The organism is Curtobacterium sp. BRD11 (assembly GCF_031844345.1).
In the GTDB taxonomy this organism is placed as follows: domain Bacteria; phylum Actinomycetota; class Actinomycetes; order Actinomycetales; family Microbacteriaceae; genus Curtobacterium.
Genome location: NZ_JAUZUZ010000001.1, coordinates 426,807 through 442,926, shown reverse-complemented (window position 1 = coordinate 442,926; position 16,120 = coordinate 426,807). Strand labels below are relative to the sequence as shown.

The 16,120-nt window shown below is 70.2% G+C and carries 17 protein-coding genes; 5 read left to right on the top strand and 12 right to left on the bottom strand.

The genetic code is table 11. From position 1 onward, the window contains the following. Positions 1 to 17: 17 nt before the first annotated feature. The 4 genes from Q9R28_RS01995 to melA all read right to left on the bottom strand — a co-directional run bounded on the left by Q9R28_RS01995 (position 18) and on the right by melA (position 4,734). The gene (locus Q9R28_RS01995; RefSeq protein WP_245171085.1) at positions 18 to 890 is read right to left on the bottom strand and encodes a carbohydrate ABC transporter permease; all 873 of its coding nucleotides are present in this window, start codon (positions 888 to 890) and stop codon (positions 18 to 20) included. After that, positions 890 to 1,846: a sugar ABC transporter permease gene (locus Q9R28_RS01990; protein ID WP_311205363.1), complete on the bottom strand. Its 957-nt coding sequence runs from the start codon at positions 1,844 to 1,846 to the stop codon at positions 890 to 892. The genes Q9R28_RS01995 and Q9R28_RS01990 overlap by 1 nt, the downstream gene beginning before the upstream one ends. Further along, the gene (locus tag Q9R28_RS01985) at positions 1,830 to 3,134 is read right to left on the bottom strand and encodes an ABC transporter substrate-binding protein (protein ID WP_235426583.1); all 1,305 of its coding nucleotides are present in this window, start codon (positions 3,132 to 3,134) and stop codon (positions 1,830 to 1,832) included. The genes Q9R28_RS01990 and Q9R28_RS01985 overlap by 17 nt, the downstream gene beginning before the upstream one ends. 169 nt (positions 3,135 to 3,303) lie before the next feature. Next, positions 3,304 to 4,734 carry an alpha-galactosidase gene (gene melA, locus Q9R28_RS01980; protein WP_311205362.1) on the bottom strand — a complete coding sequence of 477 codons (1,431 nt, stop codon included), beginning with the start codon at positions 4,732 to 4,734 and terminating at the stop codon, positions 3,304 to 3,306. 158 nt (positions 4,735 to 4,892) lie between these two features. Between melA and Q9R28_RS01975 the strand changes: the two genes are divergently transcribed. Further along, a complete protein-coding gene (locus Q9R28_RS01975) occupies positions 4,893 to 5,732 on the top strand; it encodes a helix-turn-helix domain-containing protein (RefSeq protein ID WP_311205361.1) in 840 nt (279 codons plus the stop codon). A gap of 122 nt (positions 5,733 to 5,854) precedes the next feature. Here the strand turns inward: Q9R28_RS01975 and Q9R28_RS01970 are convergent, their stop codons facing one another. After that, positions 5,855 to 6,877, bottom strand: a complete 1,023-nt coding sequence (locus tag Q9R28_RS01970; RefSeq protein ID WP_311205360.1) for a phosphatase domain-containing protein — start codon at positions 6,875 to 6,877, stop codon at positions 5,855 to 5,857. A gap of 103 nt (positions 6,878 to 6,980) precedes the next feature. On the opposite strand from Q9R28_RS01970, the gene Q9R28_RS01965 reads away from it, so the two are divergent. Beyond that, positions 6,981 to 7,523: a hypothetical protein gene (locus tag Q9R28_RS01965; RefSeq protein WP_311205359.1), complete on the top strand. Its 543-nt coding sequence runs from the start codon at positions 6,981 to 6,983 to the stop codon at positions 7,521 to 7,523. 20 nt (positions 7,524 to 7,543) lie between these two features. Here the strand turns inward: Q9R28_RS01965 and Q9R28_RS01960 are convergent, their stop codons facing one another. From Q9R28_RS01960 to Q9R28_RS01945, 4 genes are all read right to left on the bottom strand, one after another. Then, positions 7,544 to 7,951 carry an NUDIX domain-containing protein gene (locus Q9R28_RS01960; RefSeq protein WP_311205358.1) on the bottom strand — a complete coding sequence of 136 codons (408 nt, stop codon included), beginning with the start codon at positions 7,949 to 7,951 and terminating at the stop codon, positions 7,544 to 7,546. A 19-nt stretch (positions 7,952 to 7,970) separates the two neighbouring features. Beyond that, positions 7,971 to 8,417 carry a GNAT family N-acetyltransferase gene (locus Q9R28_RS01955; protein WP_209682755.1) on the bottom strand — a complete coding sequence of 149 codons (447 nt, stop codon included), beginning with the start codon at positions 8,415 to 8,417 and terminating at the stop codon, positions 7,971 to 7,973. A 159-nt stretch (positions 8,418 to 8,576) separates the two neighbouring features. Further along, positions 8,577 to 8,780 carry a LacI family DNA-binding transcriptional regulator gene (locus tag Q9R28_RS01950; RefSeq protein ID WP_066654131.1) on the bottom strand — a complete coding sequence of 68 codons (204 nt, stop codon included), beginning with the start codon at positions 8,778 to 8,780 and terminating at the stop codon, positions 8,577 to 8,579. A 149-nt stretch (positions 8,781 to 8,929) separates the two neighbouring features. Further along, on the bottom strand, positions 8,930 to 10,450 hold the full coding sequence (locus Q9R28_RS01945; protein ID WP_209682758.1) for a SulP family inorganic anion transporter: 1,521 nt from the start codon (positions 10,448 to 10,450) through the stop codon (positions 8,930 to 8,932). Between the two features lie 187 nt (positions 10,451 to 10,637). Between Q9R28_RS01945 and Q9R28_RS01940 the strand changes: the two genes are divergently transcribed. Further along, positions 10,638 to 11,018 (top strand): MerR family transcriptional regulator, encoded by a 381-nt coding sequence (locus tag Q9R28_RS01940; RefSeq protein WP_058728562.1) that lies wholly within the window; start codon positions 10,638 to 10,640, stop codon positions 11,016 to 11,018. Between the two features lie 43 nt (positions 11,019 to 11,061). On the opposite strand, the gene Q9R28_RS01935 is transcribed toward Q9R28_RS01940, so the two are convergent. Next, entirely contained in the window at positions 11,062 to 12,210 is a 1,149-nt protein-coding gene (locus tag Q9R28_RS01935) for an MFS transporter (protein WP_311205357.1), read from the bottom strand. Between the two features lie 290 nt (positions 12,211 to 12,500). Between Q9R28_RS01935 and Q9R28_RS01930 the strand changes: the two genes are divergently transcribed. Both Q9R28_RS01930 and Q9R28_RS01925 read left to right on the top strand, forming a co-directional pair. After that, positions 12,501 to 12,890, top strand: a complete 390-nt coding sequence (locus Q9R28_RS01930; RefSeq protein ID WP_209682764.1) for a MerR family transcriptional regulator — start codon at positions 12,501 to 12,503, stop codon at positions 12,888 to 12,890. Between the two features lie 345 nt (positions 12,891 to 13,235). After that, on the top strand, positions 13,236 to 14,288 hold the full coding sequence (locus Q9R28_RS01925; protein ID WP_251160267.1) for a BLUF domain-containing protein: 1,053 nt from the start codon (positions 13,236 to 13,238) through the stop codon (positions 14,286 to 14,288). Between the two features lie 106 nt (positions 14,289 to 14,394). Here the strand turns inward: Q9R28_RS01925 and Q9R28_RS01920 are convergent, their stop codons facing one another. Together Q9R28_RS01920 and Q9R28_RS01915 are read right to left on the bottom strand one after the other, a co-directional pair. Next, positions 14,395 to 15,576, bottom strand: a complete 1,182-nt coding sequence (locus Q9R28_RS01920) for a flagellar hook protein FlgE (RefSeq protein WP_271826180.1) — start codon at positions 15,574 to 15,576, stop codon at positions 14,395 to 14,397. A gap of 89 nt (positions 15,577 to 15,665) precedes the next feature. After that, positions 15,666 to 16,097 carry a flagellar hook assembly protein FlgD gene (locus Q9R28_RS01915; protein WP_251155430.1) on the bottom strand — a complete coding sequence of 144 codons (432 nt, stop codon included), beginning with the start codon at positions 16,095 to 16,097 and terminating at the stop codon, positions 15,666 to 15,668. Between the last annotated feature and the right edge of the window lie 23 nt (positions 16,098 to 16,120).

The following is a 16,120-nucleotide window of genomic DNA, read 5'->3' as shown; positions in this document are numbered from 1 at the left end:
CGGCACCGACACCGGTCCTACTTGATGCCGGTCGACGCGATGCCCTGCACGAACTGCCGCTGGAAGGCCAGGAACACCACCAGCAACGGGAGCACGGTCACCGTCGCGATCGCCATCACGGCCCCCCACGGGGAGCTGAACGCCGGGTTGTTCGTCAGGGTCGAGAGCGCCACCGGCACGGTGAGGTTCTCGTTGCCCTGCAGCACGACGAGCGGCCAGAGGAAGTCGTTCCACCGGGTCATGAAGCCGAGGATGACGAGGACACCGACCAGCGGCCCGCACGACGGCAGCACCACGCGGAAGAACGTCTGGAACTCCCCCGCACCGTCGAGTCGAGCAGCCTCCATCAGCGCGTCCGGGACGCCGAGCATGAACTGCCGGGCGATGAAGATCCCGACGACGTCGAACAGCGTCGGCAGGATCACCGCCCACGGGGAGTCGACGAGCCCCATCTTCGCGACGACGAGGAAGCTCGGCACGATCGTCACCTGGATCGGGATCATGATCGTGACGAGGAACGCGGCGTAGAGCAGACCGCGGCCGAGGAACCGGAACTTCGCGAGCGCGTACCCGGCCATGAGCGACACGACGACGCTCAGCGCGGTGCCGAGGCTCGTGATGAGCGCCGAGTTGCCGAGCCACCGCCACACCGGCTGGGTGCTGAACACCTGGGCGTAGTTGTCGAACGAGGGCTCTGCGGGGAACAGGTAGAACGAGCCGCTCTGCGACTGCCCTCCGGGCGTGAGCGCAGACACCACCATCCAGTACAGCGGGAACACCATCACGACCGCCAGTGCGGTGAGGACGGCGACGAGCAACCACCGACGCGGGCGGTGACGTCTCCGGGCGCGCGGTGCGGCCGAACGACCACGGGTCTCCAGGACGGCCATCAGAGCACCTCCTCCGCCTTGCGGTCGGCCCGCTGCCGCAGCAGCGTGAACACGAGCAGGATCGCGACCAGCACCAGTCCGAGGGCTGCCGCGTAGCCCATCCGGGCGTCGATGAACGCCGACCGGAACACGTACTGGATGAGCACGGTGGTGGAGAAGCCCGGACCGCCGCCGGTCATCACGTAGATGACGTCGAACGCCTGCAGCGAGAACACCACGTTGAGGATCGTGAGGATCGACGTGGTCGGTCGGAGGAGCGGCCACGTGATCGTCCGGAACCGGGCCCAGCGGGACGCCCCGTCGATCGCCGCGGCCTCCTTGAGCTCGGCGGGGACGGACTGCAGCGCACCGAGGTAGATCACCATGCAGAACCCGATGCGGGTCCACACCACGACGATCACCAGCGTGGCCATCGCCCACCCGGGAGCGGTCAACCACGGCGACCGTCCCAGCCCGAGGGCTTCGAGCAGGTTGTTCACCACGCCGTAGTCACCGTTGAAGATCCACGACATGACGACGCCGACGACCACGCCCGCTGCGACCATCGGGACGAAGAACAGCGCACGGAAGACCCCGCGACCGGGCAGCGGTCGGTTGAGCGCCACGGCGAGCGCGAGTCCGATCGCCATCGACGTCGGGACGGTCCCGATCGTGAACACGAGCGTGTTCCGCAGCGCGGTCACGATCAACGGGTCCGAGCCCATGGAGACGAAGTTGCCGCCCCCGATCCACTCCCCGTCGCCGATCGAGGTGCTGCTGTCGCGCAGGCTCAGCAGGACCGCGATGACGATCGGGACGAGCGAGAACGCCAGGAAGAGCAGTCCCGCGGGACCGATGAAGACGTACGGGACGAAGCGGCCCCGTCGCGACCGGGTGGCCCGTCCGGCGCGGAGCCCGCCGGTCGGCGGCCTGGTCGTCGCCGGGTGCACCGGCGCGGTCTCAGTTCGCAGTGACACTGCGCATCGCCCCCATCATCTGGTCTGCTGCGTCCTCCGGGCTGAGCTGCCCGAGGAGACACAGGTCGAGGTAGTCGGCGAAGACCGCGTTGAGCGACGCGAAGTACTGCCCGCTCTCGGCCTTCACCATCGACAGCGGGATCGTCGCGCCCTGGTCGATGAACTGCTGCATGGTGTCGGAGTGGGTCGCGTACCCGATGTCGGCGGCGTCGAGGGACTTCCGCGCCGGCAGCCAGTTGCCGTCGTGGCAGAAGCGTTCGACGTTCGCCCGGCTCGTGATCATCACGACGAGTTCCGCTGCGAGCTCCGGGTACCGGCTCGACTTGGTGACCGCCAGGGCGTTCCCGCCCAGGTCGCTCGCCTCGCCGGTGTTGCGCACCATCGGCGCGGTGCCCCAGTCGTCGGGCATCTCCTCGTCGAGCTGTGCCATCGGCTCGGGGTTGTTGAGCATCATCCCGATCTGCCCCGTCATGAAGAGGTTCCGGGCGACGTCGCCGCCGCCGGTCTTGCTGAGGTTGCCCGTGGTGGCGAGGCCCTCGGCGTACCACTTCCGTCCGAACTCGAGGGCACCGATCGCCTCCGGAGTGTCCATCGACGGGGTCGCTCCGTCCTCGCCGAGGAAGGCGCCGCTGTTCTGGTACACGAAGGGCAGCCACCGGTACGCGGTCTCCGGTCCGCTCCAGCCGTAGCCGAAGGCGTACTTCCCCGTGACCTGCTTGACCTCGCGGGCCACGTCGAGGAACTCGTCCCACGTCCAGGCGTCCGCGACGGCGGTCGGCGGCGTGACGCCGATGCGTTCCATGACGGTGCGGTTGTAGTAGGTGATGAAGTTGTCGGTGTGCTGGAACACCCCGTACACACCGTCGTTCCGAGCGCCGATCGCCCAGAACGGGTCCGTGTAGTCGGCCCGGTAGTCGGCGGGCACCTGCCCGCTGATGTCGACCAGGCTGCCGTTGGCGGCGTACCGACCGATCTGCTGCGGGGTGATCCGGATGATGTCCGGGGCGAGGTCGGCGGCGAGGCGGGTGATGAACCACTGGTGGAACTGGCCCGTCGTGACCTCGACGGCGACGCTCGTGCCGGGGTGCGTGGCGACGAACTCGTCGGCGATCGCCTGGTAGCTGGTGATGTCGGTCGGGATGTTCCAGGTCGACAGGCGGATGTGCTTGGTGCCGCCGTGCGCGGCGGTCCCCTGCCCCGCGCAGGCGGCGAGCGCGCCGGCCATGGAGATGCCGGCGAGCGCGAGGAACCCCCGTCTGGCCAGCTGGGGGGATGGTCGGGTCGGCATGGTCCTCTCCTTCGAGGTCGTGGTGCCGTGTGCGTTCGGACGGGAGGCGCGGCCTGCGCGGGCGCGTCGTCGCGCCCCGCGTGGACGGGTCGCGACCGGTGCGGCGGTCGCGACCCGACGGGTGGCCGCGCCGGCGCGGGGACGGTGACCCCGCGCCGGGCGTGCGGGGTCAGACGAGCGCGGGACGGGCCTCCCGGTCGGCTCCCGCGGGCGCACCGGAGGTGACCGCCGACGCCGGACGCAGGGACTCGGGCAGCAGCGCGGCGTGCGCGTGCAGGAGTTCGTCGGTCATCGCGGCGATCCGGTCGAGGGTCAGGTGCGCTGCGGTCAACGGGTCGAGCGCGACCGCGTGGTGCACGTGTGCCACGTCCCCCGTGAGTGCGGCGCGCACGGCGAGCGTCTGCACGTTGGTGTTCGTGCGGTTGAGCGCGGCGAGCTGGGGCGGGAGTTCGCCGAACGACGTCGGCTGCACGCCCTTGCCGTCGACCAGGCACGCGACCTCGACGCAGGCGTCGGACGGCAGGTTCTGGATGACGCCCGTGCTGTTCGGCACGTTGCCGTACACGACCGCAGGGACGCCGGTGACGATCGCGTTGACGATGGACGCGCCGTACTCCACGCTCGGCGACAGGTCGGCCTTGAGCTTCTCGAGCTGGGCGTCCACGTCGCCCTGTTCGTCGTGCGCGAGGCAGATCTCGTAGTAGTCCCAGCGCTCCGGGATGTACTCGAGCACGGTCTCCGGGTCCTTCCGGAAGTACGGGACGTACTCGCTCGCGTGGTGGCTGGACTCGGTCTCGAAGTACCCGAAGGACCGCATCAGCTCAGTGCGGACCTGTTCGTTCCCGCCCTCGTAGTTGCTCGCGGCGACGGCGGCCTCGCTGTGGTCACCGTCGTCGTCGTGCAGGTCGGACGCCGCGGTCCCCCGCCGGTGCTTGGCGGACATGACCTCGCGGAGGCGCGGGTACAGGTCCTCGCCGCCCCGGCGGCGGAACTCGAGGATCCAGGCCTGGTGGTTGATGCCGGCGCTGACGAACTCGACCTCGTCGTACGGCACGTCGAGGGTCCGGGCGAGCATCCGCGTCGTCCCCTGCACGCTGTGGCACAGCCCGACGGTGCGCAGGCCCTTCGCGTTGAGGAACGCCGTCGCCATCGCCATCGGGTTGGCGTAGTTGATGAACTGGGCGTCCGGGCAGAGCTCGAGGGCGTCACGGGCGATGTCCTCGTAGGCGCGGACGGACCGGAGGAACCGGAAGACGCCGCCGGGGCCGACGGTGTCGCCGACCGCCTGGTCGATGCCGTACCTCCGCGGGATCTCGACGTCCCACCGGTACGACTCGACCCCGCCGACCTGGAACGTGATGATGACGACGTCGGCGCCGTCGAGGGCTTCGCGCCGGTCGGTGGTCTCGAGGACCTCGACCCCGAGCCCGTGGTGGGCCACGAGTTCGCGTGCGGCCGTCGCGGTGCGGGCGACCCTGCCCGCGTCGAGGTCCATGAGGTGCAGGGTCGCGTCCTGCAGTGCGGGGAAGCTCACGAGGTCGCCGATGAGGCGGAAGGGGAAGACGAAGCCGCCGGCGCCGATGATGGTGATCTTGGTCATGTCGTCACGCTAGGAAGCGAGGCTCCCCCGGGTCCTCCGGCTTCGGACGGGAGGGTTCCAGGATCCTCGGACGGGCTGCTTCCCGACGGATGCCGGCCCGGCCGAGCGGCCGGTACCGGCCCTGCCGGTCGGACGGCGTGCTGTCGTAGGCTCGCGGTGTGCTCGACGTGGAGACGGTGGAAGCGGCGTACTGGAGCCATCGCGGCCCGGCGCCGCTCATGGCGTCGTCGCACCGGCACGACGACCTCGAGATCAACCTCGTCCTCGAGGGGCGGCTGGACTACCGGTTCGGCGGTGCGCCCGTGAGCGTCCACGCCGGGCAGATCGCACTCTTCTGGGGGTGGACACCCCACCAGCTCGTCGGCGATGCGACCGGGACCGGGCAGTTCCGCTGGGTGCACATCCCGCTCGGTGAGGTCCTGGCGTGGGGGCTGCCCGACCACGACCTGGGCGCCATGCTCCTCAACCGGCCCGTCGTCGTGCCCACGGCCGCCGCCGGTCGGGACGTCGAGTCGATGCTGGGGTCGTGGCAGCGGGACTTCGCGGACGACGGCGCCGAGGTGATCGCGAACCTCGAGGCCCAGGCGCTCGTCCGGCGGCTCCTCCGCCACCACCGTGACGCCCTCGCCCTGCGCGCCGAGGACGGACACGGCACCGCGGACGCGATGCACCGGGTGATCGACATGGTGCGGTTCGTCGTCGACCGGTTCCGGGACCCGATCGAGGTCGCCGACGTCGCTGCCGCGGCGCACCTGCACCCGCACTACGCGATGACGGTGTTCCGCCAGGACGTCGGCGCGACGATCCTCGAGTACCTGACGCGCTGCCGGGTCGCCGAGTCGCAGCGGTTGCTCGCGACCACCTCGCTGACGATCTCGGAGATCGCGCACGCGGCGGGCTTCGGGTCGCAGTCGAGCTTCTACGCGCACTTCACCCGGGCCTGCGGGACGGCACCGGGCACGTACCGGGCGCAGCTCCGCGACGGCCCGAGGCACTGACGGTCGCGCTGGCCCGTCAGGTCGGGCGGTCGTGTTGCGTCCCTGACGACCTCGGTCCGCGACTGCTCGGGGTCAGGAGTCGCAGGAGCCGAGAGGAGTCGTCCACGTCGCCGTCCTGCCGGTCACTGCTCGAGCGCTCGGCGCAGCAACGGCAGCAGCGCGTTCCCGTCGCGGCCCCGGACGACGGGCACGCCGTGCACCAGCGTCACCTGCTCACGCCCCGACGTGGACTCCTGCACCTCACGGATGGCGATCGCTGCGACCGCCTCGCGGTGGTCGCGAGCGAAGGCCGAGTAGAGCTCGGGGTCGTGTTCGCCGTCGTCGCCGATGAGCACCCAGGAGACGTCGGGCAGGTCCTCGCGCAGCCGGAGGAGGGAGGACCGCTTGTGTTCCTTCCCGTCCCGGAACCAGTGCGTCGGCGTGATCCCCCAGTCCGTCATGAGCAGCGTGCCGGCCGGGAACCCGTTGCGCTGCAGGAACCGCGAGGCGATCCCCGCGAAGTTCCACGGACCGTTGCTGACGTACACGACCGTCGGCTGACCTCGACCACGGACGACGTCCTGCACGAGCTCGGCCATGCCGGGGACGGCCTTCCGCGTCGCACTCCTGCCGAAGAACGTCCGTCGGGCGGCTGCGAGCGGGTTCGACATGCCCGTGACCCACACGGTGTCGTCGATGTCGCAGACGACGCCCCGGTGTGACCCGCCTGCGACGGCGTGGATCGGCACACGGGTCGGCGCTCGCCCCGGCAGCCGCAGGACGGCGTCCTCGGGAGCAGACCCCGACGAGTGCTCGAGCGCCACGCTCACGTCCACGAGCCCTTGCTCGTCGCTGATCGCCGTCGTGGTCGTGCCGCCGAGCTCAACCTCGACCTCGACGTCGGGGCGCTCCACCGTCAGCAGCCGACGCCATGCGGCGATCCCACGTCGGGCGGCCGGGTCGACCGATGCCGGCGCGAGCACCACCCGGGCCAGGACACGGCCCTGCTGCGCGTCGGCGTAGCCGGAGTACGGCAGCAGGGCCGGGCGCCAGCCGAGCTGCGTCAGTCCGCGAGCGAGCCACTTGCGGGCACCGGTCACGACGACGTACGTGACGGTGAGGAGCTTCGGACGCGAGGTCCCCGGGCTGCGGAGCGACGATGACACCCGTCCACCGTACGGGGCAGGGTCGACCGGGGACTGCCCGACGGGTGATCACCGACGATCCAGGGCAGCCGGACCGTCGACGTGCCCGTGGAAGACTCGCGACATGGACCTCGACGACCTCGGCCAGCGGATCTGCATCCTGGGGCCGTCGAACAGCGGCAAGTCGACCCTCGCGGCGGCCGTCGGCCGAGTCCGTTCCCTTCCGGTGATCCATCTGGACCAGTACCGGCACCTGCCCGGGACACAGTGGGTCGAGCGCCCGGACGACGAGTTCGAGCTGATGCACGACGAGGTGGTGCGCACCGATCGGTGGGTCATCGACGGCAACTACTCCCGCTGGCTCCCCGAGCGGCTCCGGCGGGCGACGGGCCCGGTGGTCCTGGATGCCTCGCCGGCAGCGAGCGTCGTCCGGTACGTCCGCCGGACGCTCTTCGAACCCGACCGCGCCGGGAGCCTGGAGGGCACTCGCGACCGTCTCCGCATGGAGATGATCCGGTTCATACTCGGACCCGCCAGGACGAACCGGCTCCGGTACCGACACGCCTTCGACGAGTTCGGACGACCGAAGGTCCTCCTGCCGGACCGTGCGGCCCTCGAGGACTTCTCCCGTCGCAACGACCTGGCCCGGCGCAGCCCCGACGGCTGAACCGTCCGCTGGGCGGTCGGCTACCGAAGCGGCTCGGACGATGGCGAGGTGGCGCGCAGGACGAGGCGTACCGCCTGTACCGCCTCAGCGGGCACGAGGTGCACGTCGTCGAGCGACGTCGCGGCGATCCAGGTCGGGGCGTAACCGTTGCGCTCCGAGGCACGCTGCAGCTCCGGGCCTCCGAGCGACAGCTCCGCGGAGCTCACCCGCACCGTGAAGTACACGGCAGGTGTGTCGCTCTCCACGGGGACGTCGAGCAGGTCGCCCACGTGACCGTCGAGCCCGGTCTCCTCGAGCAGCTCACGGCGGCAGGCCGCACGGAGGTCCTCGCCCGCTTCGACGCCACCACCGGGGAGCACGCAGTAGCTCCGCCCGTCCTTGCGTCGCTCGATCACGAGCACCCGCTCGTCACGGACGACGACTGCCACTGATCGGATGCGCACGACCTCACCTCACCACGTTCTGCTGCTCGTCCGTCTCCTGGAGCGGGTACGCCATGGTGCCTCGGCCTCGGAAGCCGACAGCTCGCCAGAACGCGACCGCACCGCGGTCCTCGGGTGACGGGTCGACCACGAAGTGGGTCCTGCCGCTCGCCCGGACCCGCTCGAGCAGGGCCTCGACCACCTGTCGACCGACACCCGCACCACGCTCCGCGGGCAGCAGGATGAGGTCCGTACCGGCGCCCGATCCATCCGCGTACAACTGCGTGAAGCCGACCACTCGGTCGTCGACCTCGACGAGGAAGCACTCGACGTCCGGGAGACGAGCGCCCACGTACTTCTCCCGGAGCTGCGAGTCGGACCGGAACCCAGGCCCGCCCCATCCCTCGAACGCCGGATCGCGGAACAGTGCCCGCACCTCGAGGAGGTCGTCAGGCGTGGTGGGCCGGAGCATCAGCGCTCGCTCACTCCCTCGCATCGAGCGAGCCTCCCACCGCACGTCTCGCCGGTCAACGAGCAACGCGTCGATCCGGACGACACCGTGCTGAGCCACGAACAGCCCCTGACGGCGAGTTGCCGGAGGGGCCGTGGGCGTCAGGGGGGGGGACCGTCGTCAGTCGGTCGTCCGTCGCCGCGGGCGGCGGGCGAGTGCTGCGGCTTGGTCATCGCGGGTGTAGTCGAGCGCCTGGATCGCGTGTTCGACGCGCGAGCGGGTCGTGGGTCGGACGTTGGTGGCGCCGTTGAGGACGCGGGACACGGTCTGGTGTGACACGTGCGCGGCGGCGGCGACGTCGTGGATGGTGGGTGGTTTCGGCACAGCTGGCTCCCGTGGACGTGAGGTGCGGGCACCGTCCGTGGACGACGTGACGGTGCCCGCCGCGAAGCCGGTGGATCAGGAACCGGCCTCGCTGCTCCGCCCGTTCACTCGGTGCCCCGGGTCGGGGCCGGGCGGAGGTCGGAGCGGCCTCAGTGGCCGGCGCCGAGGTTCCCGGCGAGGCGGCCGTGGAAGGCCCGGCTGGCGTCGTTCATGCCGCGGATCTCGACCCGCTTGCCGTGCTGGTGGTACTTCGTCTCGATCGAGTCGAGCGCGGCGACGGTGGAGGCGTCCCACACGTGCGACCTGGTCATGTCGATGATCACGAGCTCGGGGTCGTCCGAGTAGTCGAACTGGGTGATGAGGTCGTTGGAGGAGGCGAAGAACAGCTCACCCTCGACGGTGTACAGCGCGTGTTGTTCACCGGTCGGGAGCGTCTCGATGCTCCGCGAGACGTTGGTGAAGTGGGAGACGCGGCGGGCGAAGACGACCATCGCGGCGATCACACCGATGATCACACCGATGGCGAGGTTGTCGGTGGCGACGACGATCACGACGGTGAGGACCATGACGATCGTCTCGCCGACCGGCATCCGCTTGAGCGTGGAGGGCTTGATGCTGTGCCAGTCGAAGGTCCCGACCGACACCATCACCATGACGGCGACGAGGGCTGCCATCGGGATGATCGCGACGACGTCGCCGAGCCCGACGACGAGGACCAGCAGGAACACGCCGGACAGGAACGTCGAGATGCGGGTCCGAGCGCCGGAGGCCTTGACGTTGATCATCGTCTGGCCGATCATCGCGCAGCCGCCCATGCCGCCGAAGAGGCCCGAGGCGATGTTCGCGACGCCCTGCCCGAGGGCTTCGCGGGTCTTGCGGGAACCGGTGTCGGTGACCTCGTCGACGAGCTTCGCGGTCATCAGCGACTCGAGCAGCCCGACGAGCGCCATGGCGAGGGCGTACGGGGCGATGATCGTGAGCGTCTCGAGGTTCACCGGGACGTTCGGGATGAACAGGCTCGGGAGGCTGTCGGGCAGCTTGCCCTCGTCGCCGACGGTCGGGACGGCGATCGACGCGAACACGGTCACCAGGGTCAGGACGACGATCGCGACCAGGGGTGCAGGGATCGCCTTCGTGAGGCGTGGCAGCAGGACGATGATCGCGATGCCAGCGGCGGCGATCGGCCAGACGAGCCAGGAGACGCCGATGATGTTCGGCAGCTGCGCGGTGAAGATCAGGATCGCGAGCGCGTTGACGAAGCCGACCATCACGGACCGGGGCACGAACCGCATGAGCTTCGCCGCGCCCAGCCCGCCGAGGACGAGCTGGAAGATCCCGCCGAGGAGGACGGTGGCGATGAGGTAGTCGAGACCGTGTTCCTCGACGACGGGCGCGACGACGAGGGCGATGGCTCCGGTGGCGCCGGTGATCATCGCGGCGCGGCCGCCGACGAAGGAGATGACGACAGCCATCACGAACGCCGAGAACAGGCCGACGCGGGGGTCGACCCCGGCGATGATCGAGAACGAGATCGCCTCGGGGATCAGGGCGAGGGCGACGACGAGGCCGGCCAGGACCTCACGGAGCAGGATCTTCGGGTTCCGCAGTGCGGACAGGACGGTGGGGCTGTGGTGCACCTGGACGGGCACCGACTGCGTGACGGTGGTCACGGGTCTCCTTCGGATGGGGGTGCGGGCGCTGCGCCCGCGAGAGCTGTCGTGGGGCGCGTCATCGCGCACGGCCGGCGGCGGCAGAGCGTCCAGCCGGATCCAACCCTTCCGTCGCGGGAAGGTTGGTATGGTTCGACTTTAACGCAACGGAAGGGTTGTTGCGCAAGTGGAGGGTGACGACGTGACGATGTCGAACGAGTACCTGATGCACATCGGCGAGGTCGCCGAGCGCACCGGGTTGAGTGTGAAGACGATCCGCGACTACGACGCCGCCGAGGTGCTGCACCCGTCCGGCCGCACCGAAGGCGGCTTCCGCCTGTACTCCGAGGACGACGTCGCCCGACTCCTGATGGTGCGGCGGATGAAACCGCTCGGGTTCTCCCTCGGGGAGGCCGGGATCCTGGTGGACGCGGTGAAGATGCTCGACGAAGCGCAGCCCGACGTCGACCTGACCGCGGTCCGTTCGCGGGTCGCTGCGTTCATCCGGGACGCTGAGACACGACGAGGGCGCCTCCAGGAGCAGCTGCACATGGTCGACGAGTTCCTCGACGAACTCCGCGCGCACTGACCCGCGCGCGGGCGGCCGCTGGTACTCGCGTGCCGCTGGCCGATCAGCTGTGCAGTGCCGGGTGACGTGGGGCGCGGGCGAAGACGGAGACGACGGCGACGACTGCCGGCAGGATCGCGGCGACCAGCACCGGGGTGGTGTAGTCGCCGGCGACCTCGTGGCCGAGCGCGAGCAGCAGCGGTCCGAACGCGGTCGAGGCGAGGTTCGTCCCGGTCGCGACGCCGCGGATCACGCCGATGTTCGCCGTTCCGTAGTACCGGACGTACGCGGCGGCTTCGATGCCACGCAGGGCTCCGCCGGCGGCGCCGAGGACGAGCCCGTAGAGGACAGCGGTCCACCCGGTGTGCACGATCGGGAGCAGCAGGAGTGCGCCGGTGAGGGTCGTCATCGCGATGGTGACGCCGAACTTCGGCGGGATGCGGTCCGACAGCGCGCCCGTGAGCAGGGTCGCGGCGATGCCGGTGACGGTCTGCGGGAGGAAGTTCGCGGCCGCTTCCCCCGGGGTGAGGCCCCGCTCGCCGAGGACGGCGACCTGGTGGAAGGCCAGCGCGGTGCTGAGCATCCCGGACACCGCGAGCCCGGCAGCGATGGTCCAGAACATGCCGGTGGCGGCCGCTTCCCGGAGCGTCCACACCGGCCCGCCACCGCCAGTTTCCGCGGACTTCCTGCCCTGGGCAGTGGCGGTACGTCGCGGAAGGAGCAATCCGATCGGGATCACGACCGCGGCGACGACGACCGCCTCCACCCGCCACGCGACGTGGATGTCGGTGCCCGCGATCAGGGTCTCGACGAACACCGGCACCAGGGAGATCCCCCCGGAGCCGATCCCTGACGCGATCCCGAGCGCGAGGCCCCGTCGGTCGGCGATGCTGCGGGCGACGAGCGTCGTCGCGGCGAGCGAGAGCGCGCCCTGCCCGGCCATGCGCACACCGACGAACCCAGCCGTCAGGCCGACGATCCCCGCGACGAAGCTCAACGCGGCGAGGAACACGGCGAACGCGACCCCGATGATGATCGTCATCCGCCAGACGCCCCACCGGTCCAACGCTCGACCCGTCAACGGCAGGACGCACGCACCCAGCAGGGTGCCGATGAGGTAACTCGTCGACACCTCCGTCCGTGAGATGCCCAGCTCCCGGATCAGCGGGTCCGTGAACACCGACAGGCCCGCCGTCTGCCCCGGCGCACTCATGACCGACAGGGCACCGCCCGCAGCGATCACCGCGACCCACGGCAACCAGCCACGTACACCCCTCGCCGTCCGGCCGGGCGGCGTCGCTGTCGGATCCGCCGGTGGGACGGCACCCGGGGTGGGCAGGGTGATGTCAGATGTGTTCGGGGAGGACGTGATGCCACGCTCGCTTTCACTGGGGACTCCCGAACCCTACCGCCACGGAAGGGTTGTCGATACCTGGTACAGGGGCCGGGGACACGACGGCGCTACGCTCGCCAGAGCCCAGCAGGACCACGAAGGAGAAGCCGATGACGGAGCGAGCCGCACCGACGACGATGCACATCGGCGAGCTCGCCGACCGTACGGGCCTGTCGAACCGGACGATCCGCCACTACGACGAGGTCGGTCTCCTGCACCCGTCCGGCCGGACCGAGGGCGGCTTCCGGCTCTACACCGACACCGACCTCGCCCGGCTGCTCATCATCCGTCGCATGAAGCCGCTCGGCTTCTCCCTCGAACAGATGGCCGAACTGCTCGCCGTCGTCGACGCCCTCGAGGTCGTCGGTGACGGACCCGGGCAGGCGCGTCTCCGCGAGCAGCTCGACGAGTACATCCGCGACACCGAGCAGCGGCGCGCGAAGCTCGAACAGCACCTCGGCATGGCCGACGAGTTCCTCGGGATCCTCCGCGAGCGGTGAACGCCGGAGCACCTGCGAGGCGATCTGTCGACGAGCGAGGCACGCCGGGGAACGGTCGTTCTCCCCGCGTTGTGGGTCTCGAGGGCCTCCTCACGGCCTGGTTCGATGGTCCCCGTACCGGACTCGTGATCCGGACGGTGTCGTGTCTGGCTGCATTCGGGTTGCAGCCAGGCACTGCTTCCCGTGTCCCGTGTCCCGCCCGTCTCCGGCCGGTCCGCAACTCCTGCACGGGGGCGTTCACGGGATGACCACTGTCCGCGCCCGGTCGGGGGGTTGCGGAGCAGTAGACAGGGCAGTTCACTCGAGAGCGCACCGTGTTCCACTACGGCAGGGAGACCAGCACCGATGCGTTCGATCGTGTACACCAGCACACAGACCCGTCCGATCACGGACACCGAGCTCGCGCAGATCCTCGCGGTCGGGCGGGAGAAGAACACGGCCCTCGGGGTGACGGGCATCCTGGCGCACAAGGGTGACAACTGCCTCGGGATCATCGAGGGCGACGACGAGACCGTTGCTGTCCGCTTCGAACAGGTCCGCCGTGACCCTCGGCACACGAACGTCCGGATCCTGGCGGACGAGCCCGTCGCCCAGCGGTCGTTCCCGGACTGGTCGATGGCGTTCCAGCCGCTCGATCCGCTGATGCAGCAGGTCCCGGGATTCAGTGACCTGTTCGGCCCCAGCCAGCCAGCCGACCCCATGTTCGGCCTGACCCGGGCGCGAGGGCTGTTGGAGTGGTTCCGGAAGCACCCGCTGGCACCCCTGACGAGCCGGACGGCCGAAGCGGACGAAGCACCGCGCACGCGCGCGATCGACGGGGCGATCGCCGCGCTCCACGACGGCGGCGTCTCCCGGTTCACCCTCGACGTCGTCGCTGAGCGCGCGGGCATGGACGCCGACGAGGTCCGTGCGGCGTTCCCGACGGAACGGGCGCTGCTCGCCGCGACCGTCGAACGGTGGACGCAGACGATCGCGGCGCCGCTCGTGCCGTTGATGGCGGAGAAGGGCACCGTCCCGTTCCTGCACGCCCTGCTCGCTGCACATGCGGAGCAGCCGGCACTCATGGAACTCCTCGCCGCGAGTCTCGCGTCCGCCGCTGACCCGACGGTGGAGGGCGCCGACTACCACCGGTCCACCTACCGGCGGTTCCGGCAGTCGATCCGTGACGGGCTCGCAGCGGACGTCCGCGACGGACGGGAGCCGGCGACCATGGACCCGGTCCGGGGCGCGCAGCAGTTGCTGGCGCTGTACGACGGGCTCCGCCTGCAGGCGCTGCTCACCACGGACACGGACCTCGTCGACGCGTTCGACCGCGCGGCGACGCGGATGCGTCGCGGGTGGTCCGAGCAGTACGAACAGCCGTCGTACTGGGACACGCCCGGCGCCGGGACCCGCTAGCGCCTGCGGGACCGCCGCTCGTGCCGTGGTTCGCCACGGCCCGAGCGGCGGCCCCGCACCGTGCAGGAGCAGGGACGGCGCGGCCGCGACCGACCGCCCCGCTCCCCTACCGCTTCAGGTTCGTCAGCTCCTGCAGCACCTCGTCCGAGGTCGTGATGATCCGCGCGTTCGCCTGGAAGCCGCGCTGCGCCACGATCAGGTTCGTGAACTCCTGCGACAGGTCCACGTTCGACATCTCGAGGGTGCCCGAGGCGAGCTGTCCCACACCCGGGTCGCCGGGTGCGCCGACGGTGGCCTGGCCGGAGTTCGCGGTCGCGCCGTACCCGGATGCGCCGGTCTTCTCGAGGCCGGCCGGGTTCGCGAAGGTGGCGAGGGCGATGCGGCCGATCGCCAGCGAGGACCCGTTGGAGAACGACCCGACGACGGTGCCGTCCTTCGAGATCGAGTACCCCTGCAGGGAGCCGGCCGCGCTGCCGTTCTGCTCCGAGATCGACGCGGTGTCGAGCGACGCGTAGCCGGTCGTCTTCGAGACGTCGACGGTGATCCCGCCGACGGTGACGGGGCCACCGCTGGCGAGCGACCCGTCGGTGTTGAACGTCAGCGTCGTCGCCGGGCCGAGCGTCCCGCCGTCGATGCGGCCCTGGACGCTCCACTGCGTCGCCGAGGTCTTCGTGTAGGTCAGCGTGAGGGAGCGCTTCTCGCCGTCCGGGCCGTAGACGGTGGCCTCGCGGACCTTCTGGGCGTCGACGGCGGTCTCGGACGGCAGATTGCCCGTGACCCCGGCCGTCGTGGTCCGCACCGCGGGTGCTGCGGCGTCGATGGGCAGCCGGATGTCGGTCAGGCCGCCACCCTCGTTGACCACACCGTTCGTGGCCGAGTAGCCCTGCACGATCTTGCCGTCGGCGGTGACGAGGCGACCGTCGGCGTCGAAGTCGAACGCGCCGGCGCGGGAGTAGACGGTGTCGTTGCCGAGGCGGGTGACGAAGAACCCGTCGCCGGAGATCATCAGGTCGGTGGCCTTGCCGGTGGCCTGTGCGGAGCCCTGCGCGAAGTTGGTGGAGACGCCGGCGACCTGCACGCCGAGGCCGATCTGCGCGGGGTTCGTGCCGCCGAGGCCGGTCTGCGGTCCTCCGGCACCCTGGGTCATCTGCGACAGGGTGTCCTGGAAGACGGTGGTCGACGACTTGAAGCCGACGGTGTTGACGTTGGCGATGTTGTTGCCGGTGACGTCGAGCATCTGCTGGTGCGAACGGAGACCGGAGATGCCGGAGTAGAGGGAGCGGAGCATGGTGCGACCTTTCGTGGAAGGAAGACTCGTGGAGGGAAGACTCGTGGAGGGAGGACGAACAGGAGGGGGACGAGGAGCGCGGCCGCGGGTCAGGCGGCCTTGATACCGGAGATCACGTCGAGGTCGACCTCCTTCCCGTTCACGGTCACGGTCGGCACGCTGTTCGCGTACGACACGGCGGTGGCGGTGCCCGAGACCGCGGTCCCGGTGCTCGCGTCGGTGTAGCTGACCTGCTTCCCGACGAGGTTCGCGGCGGCGATCCGCATCTGCAGCGAGAAGTTCTCGTTCGCCGTCGTGGTCTGGTTGGTGATCTGCTCCATCGTCGCGAGCTGCGTCTGCTGGCTGATCATCTGGTTGGTGTCCATCGGCGAGGACGGGTCCTGGTTCCGGAGCTGCGTGACGAGCAGCTTCATGAACACCTCCGAGTCCATCGTCTGGGACTTCTTCGCACCGGCGGTCTGGGCGATCGCCGCTGCCTGCGTGGCAGCGTCCACCGAGCCGGTGATGCCGTCGAGGGGCATGGTGTGGTCTCCTTCTCGTGTCC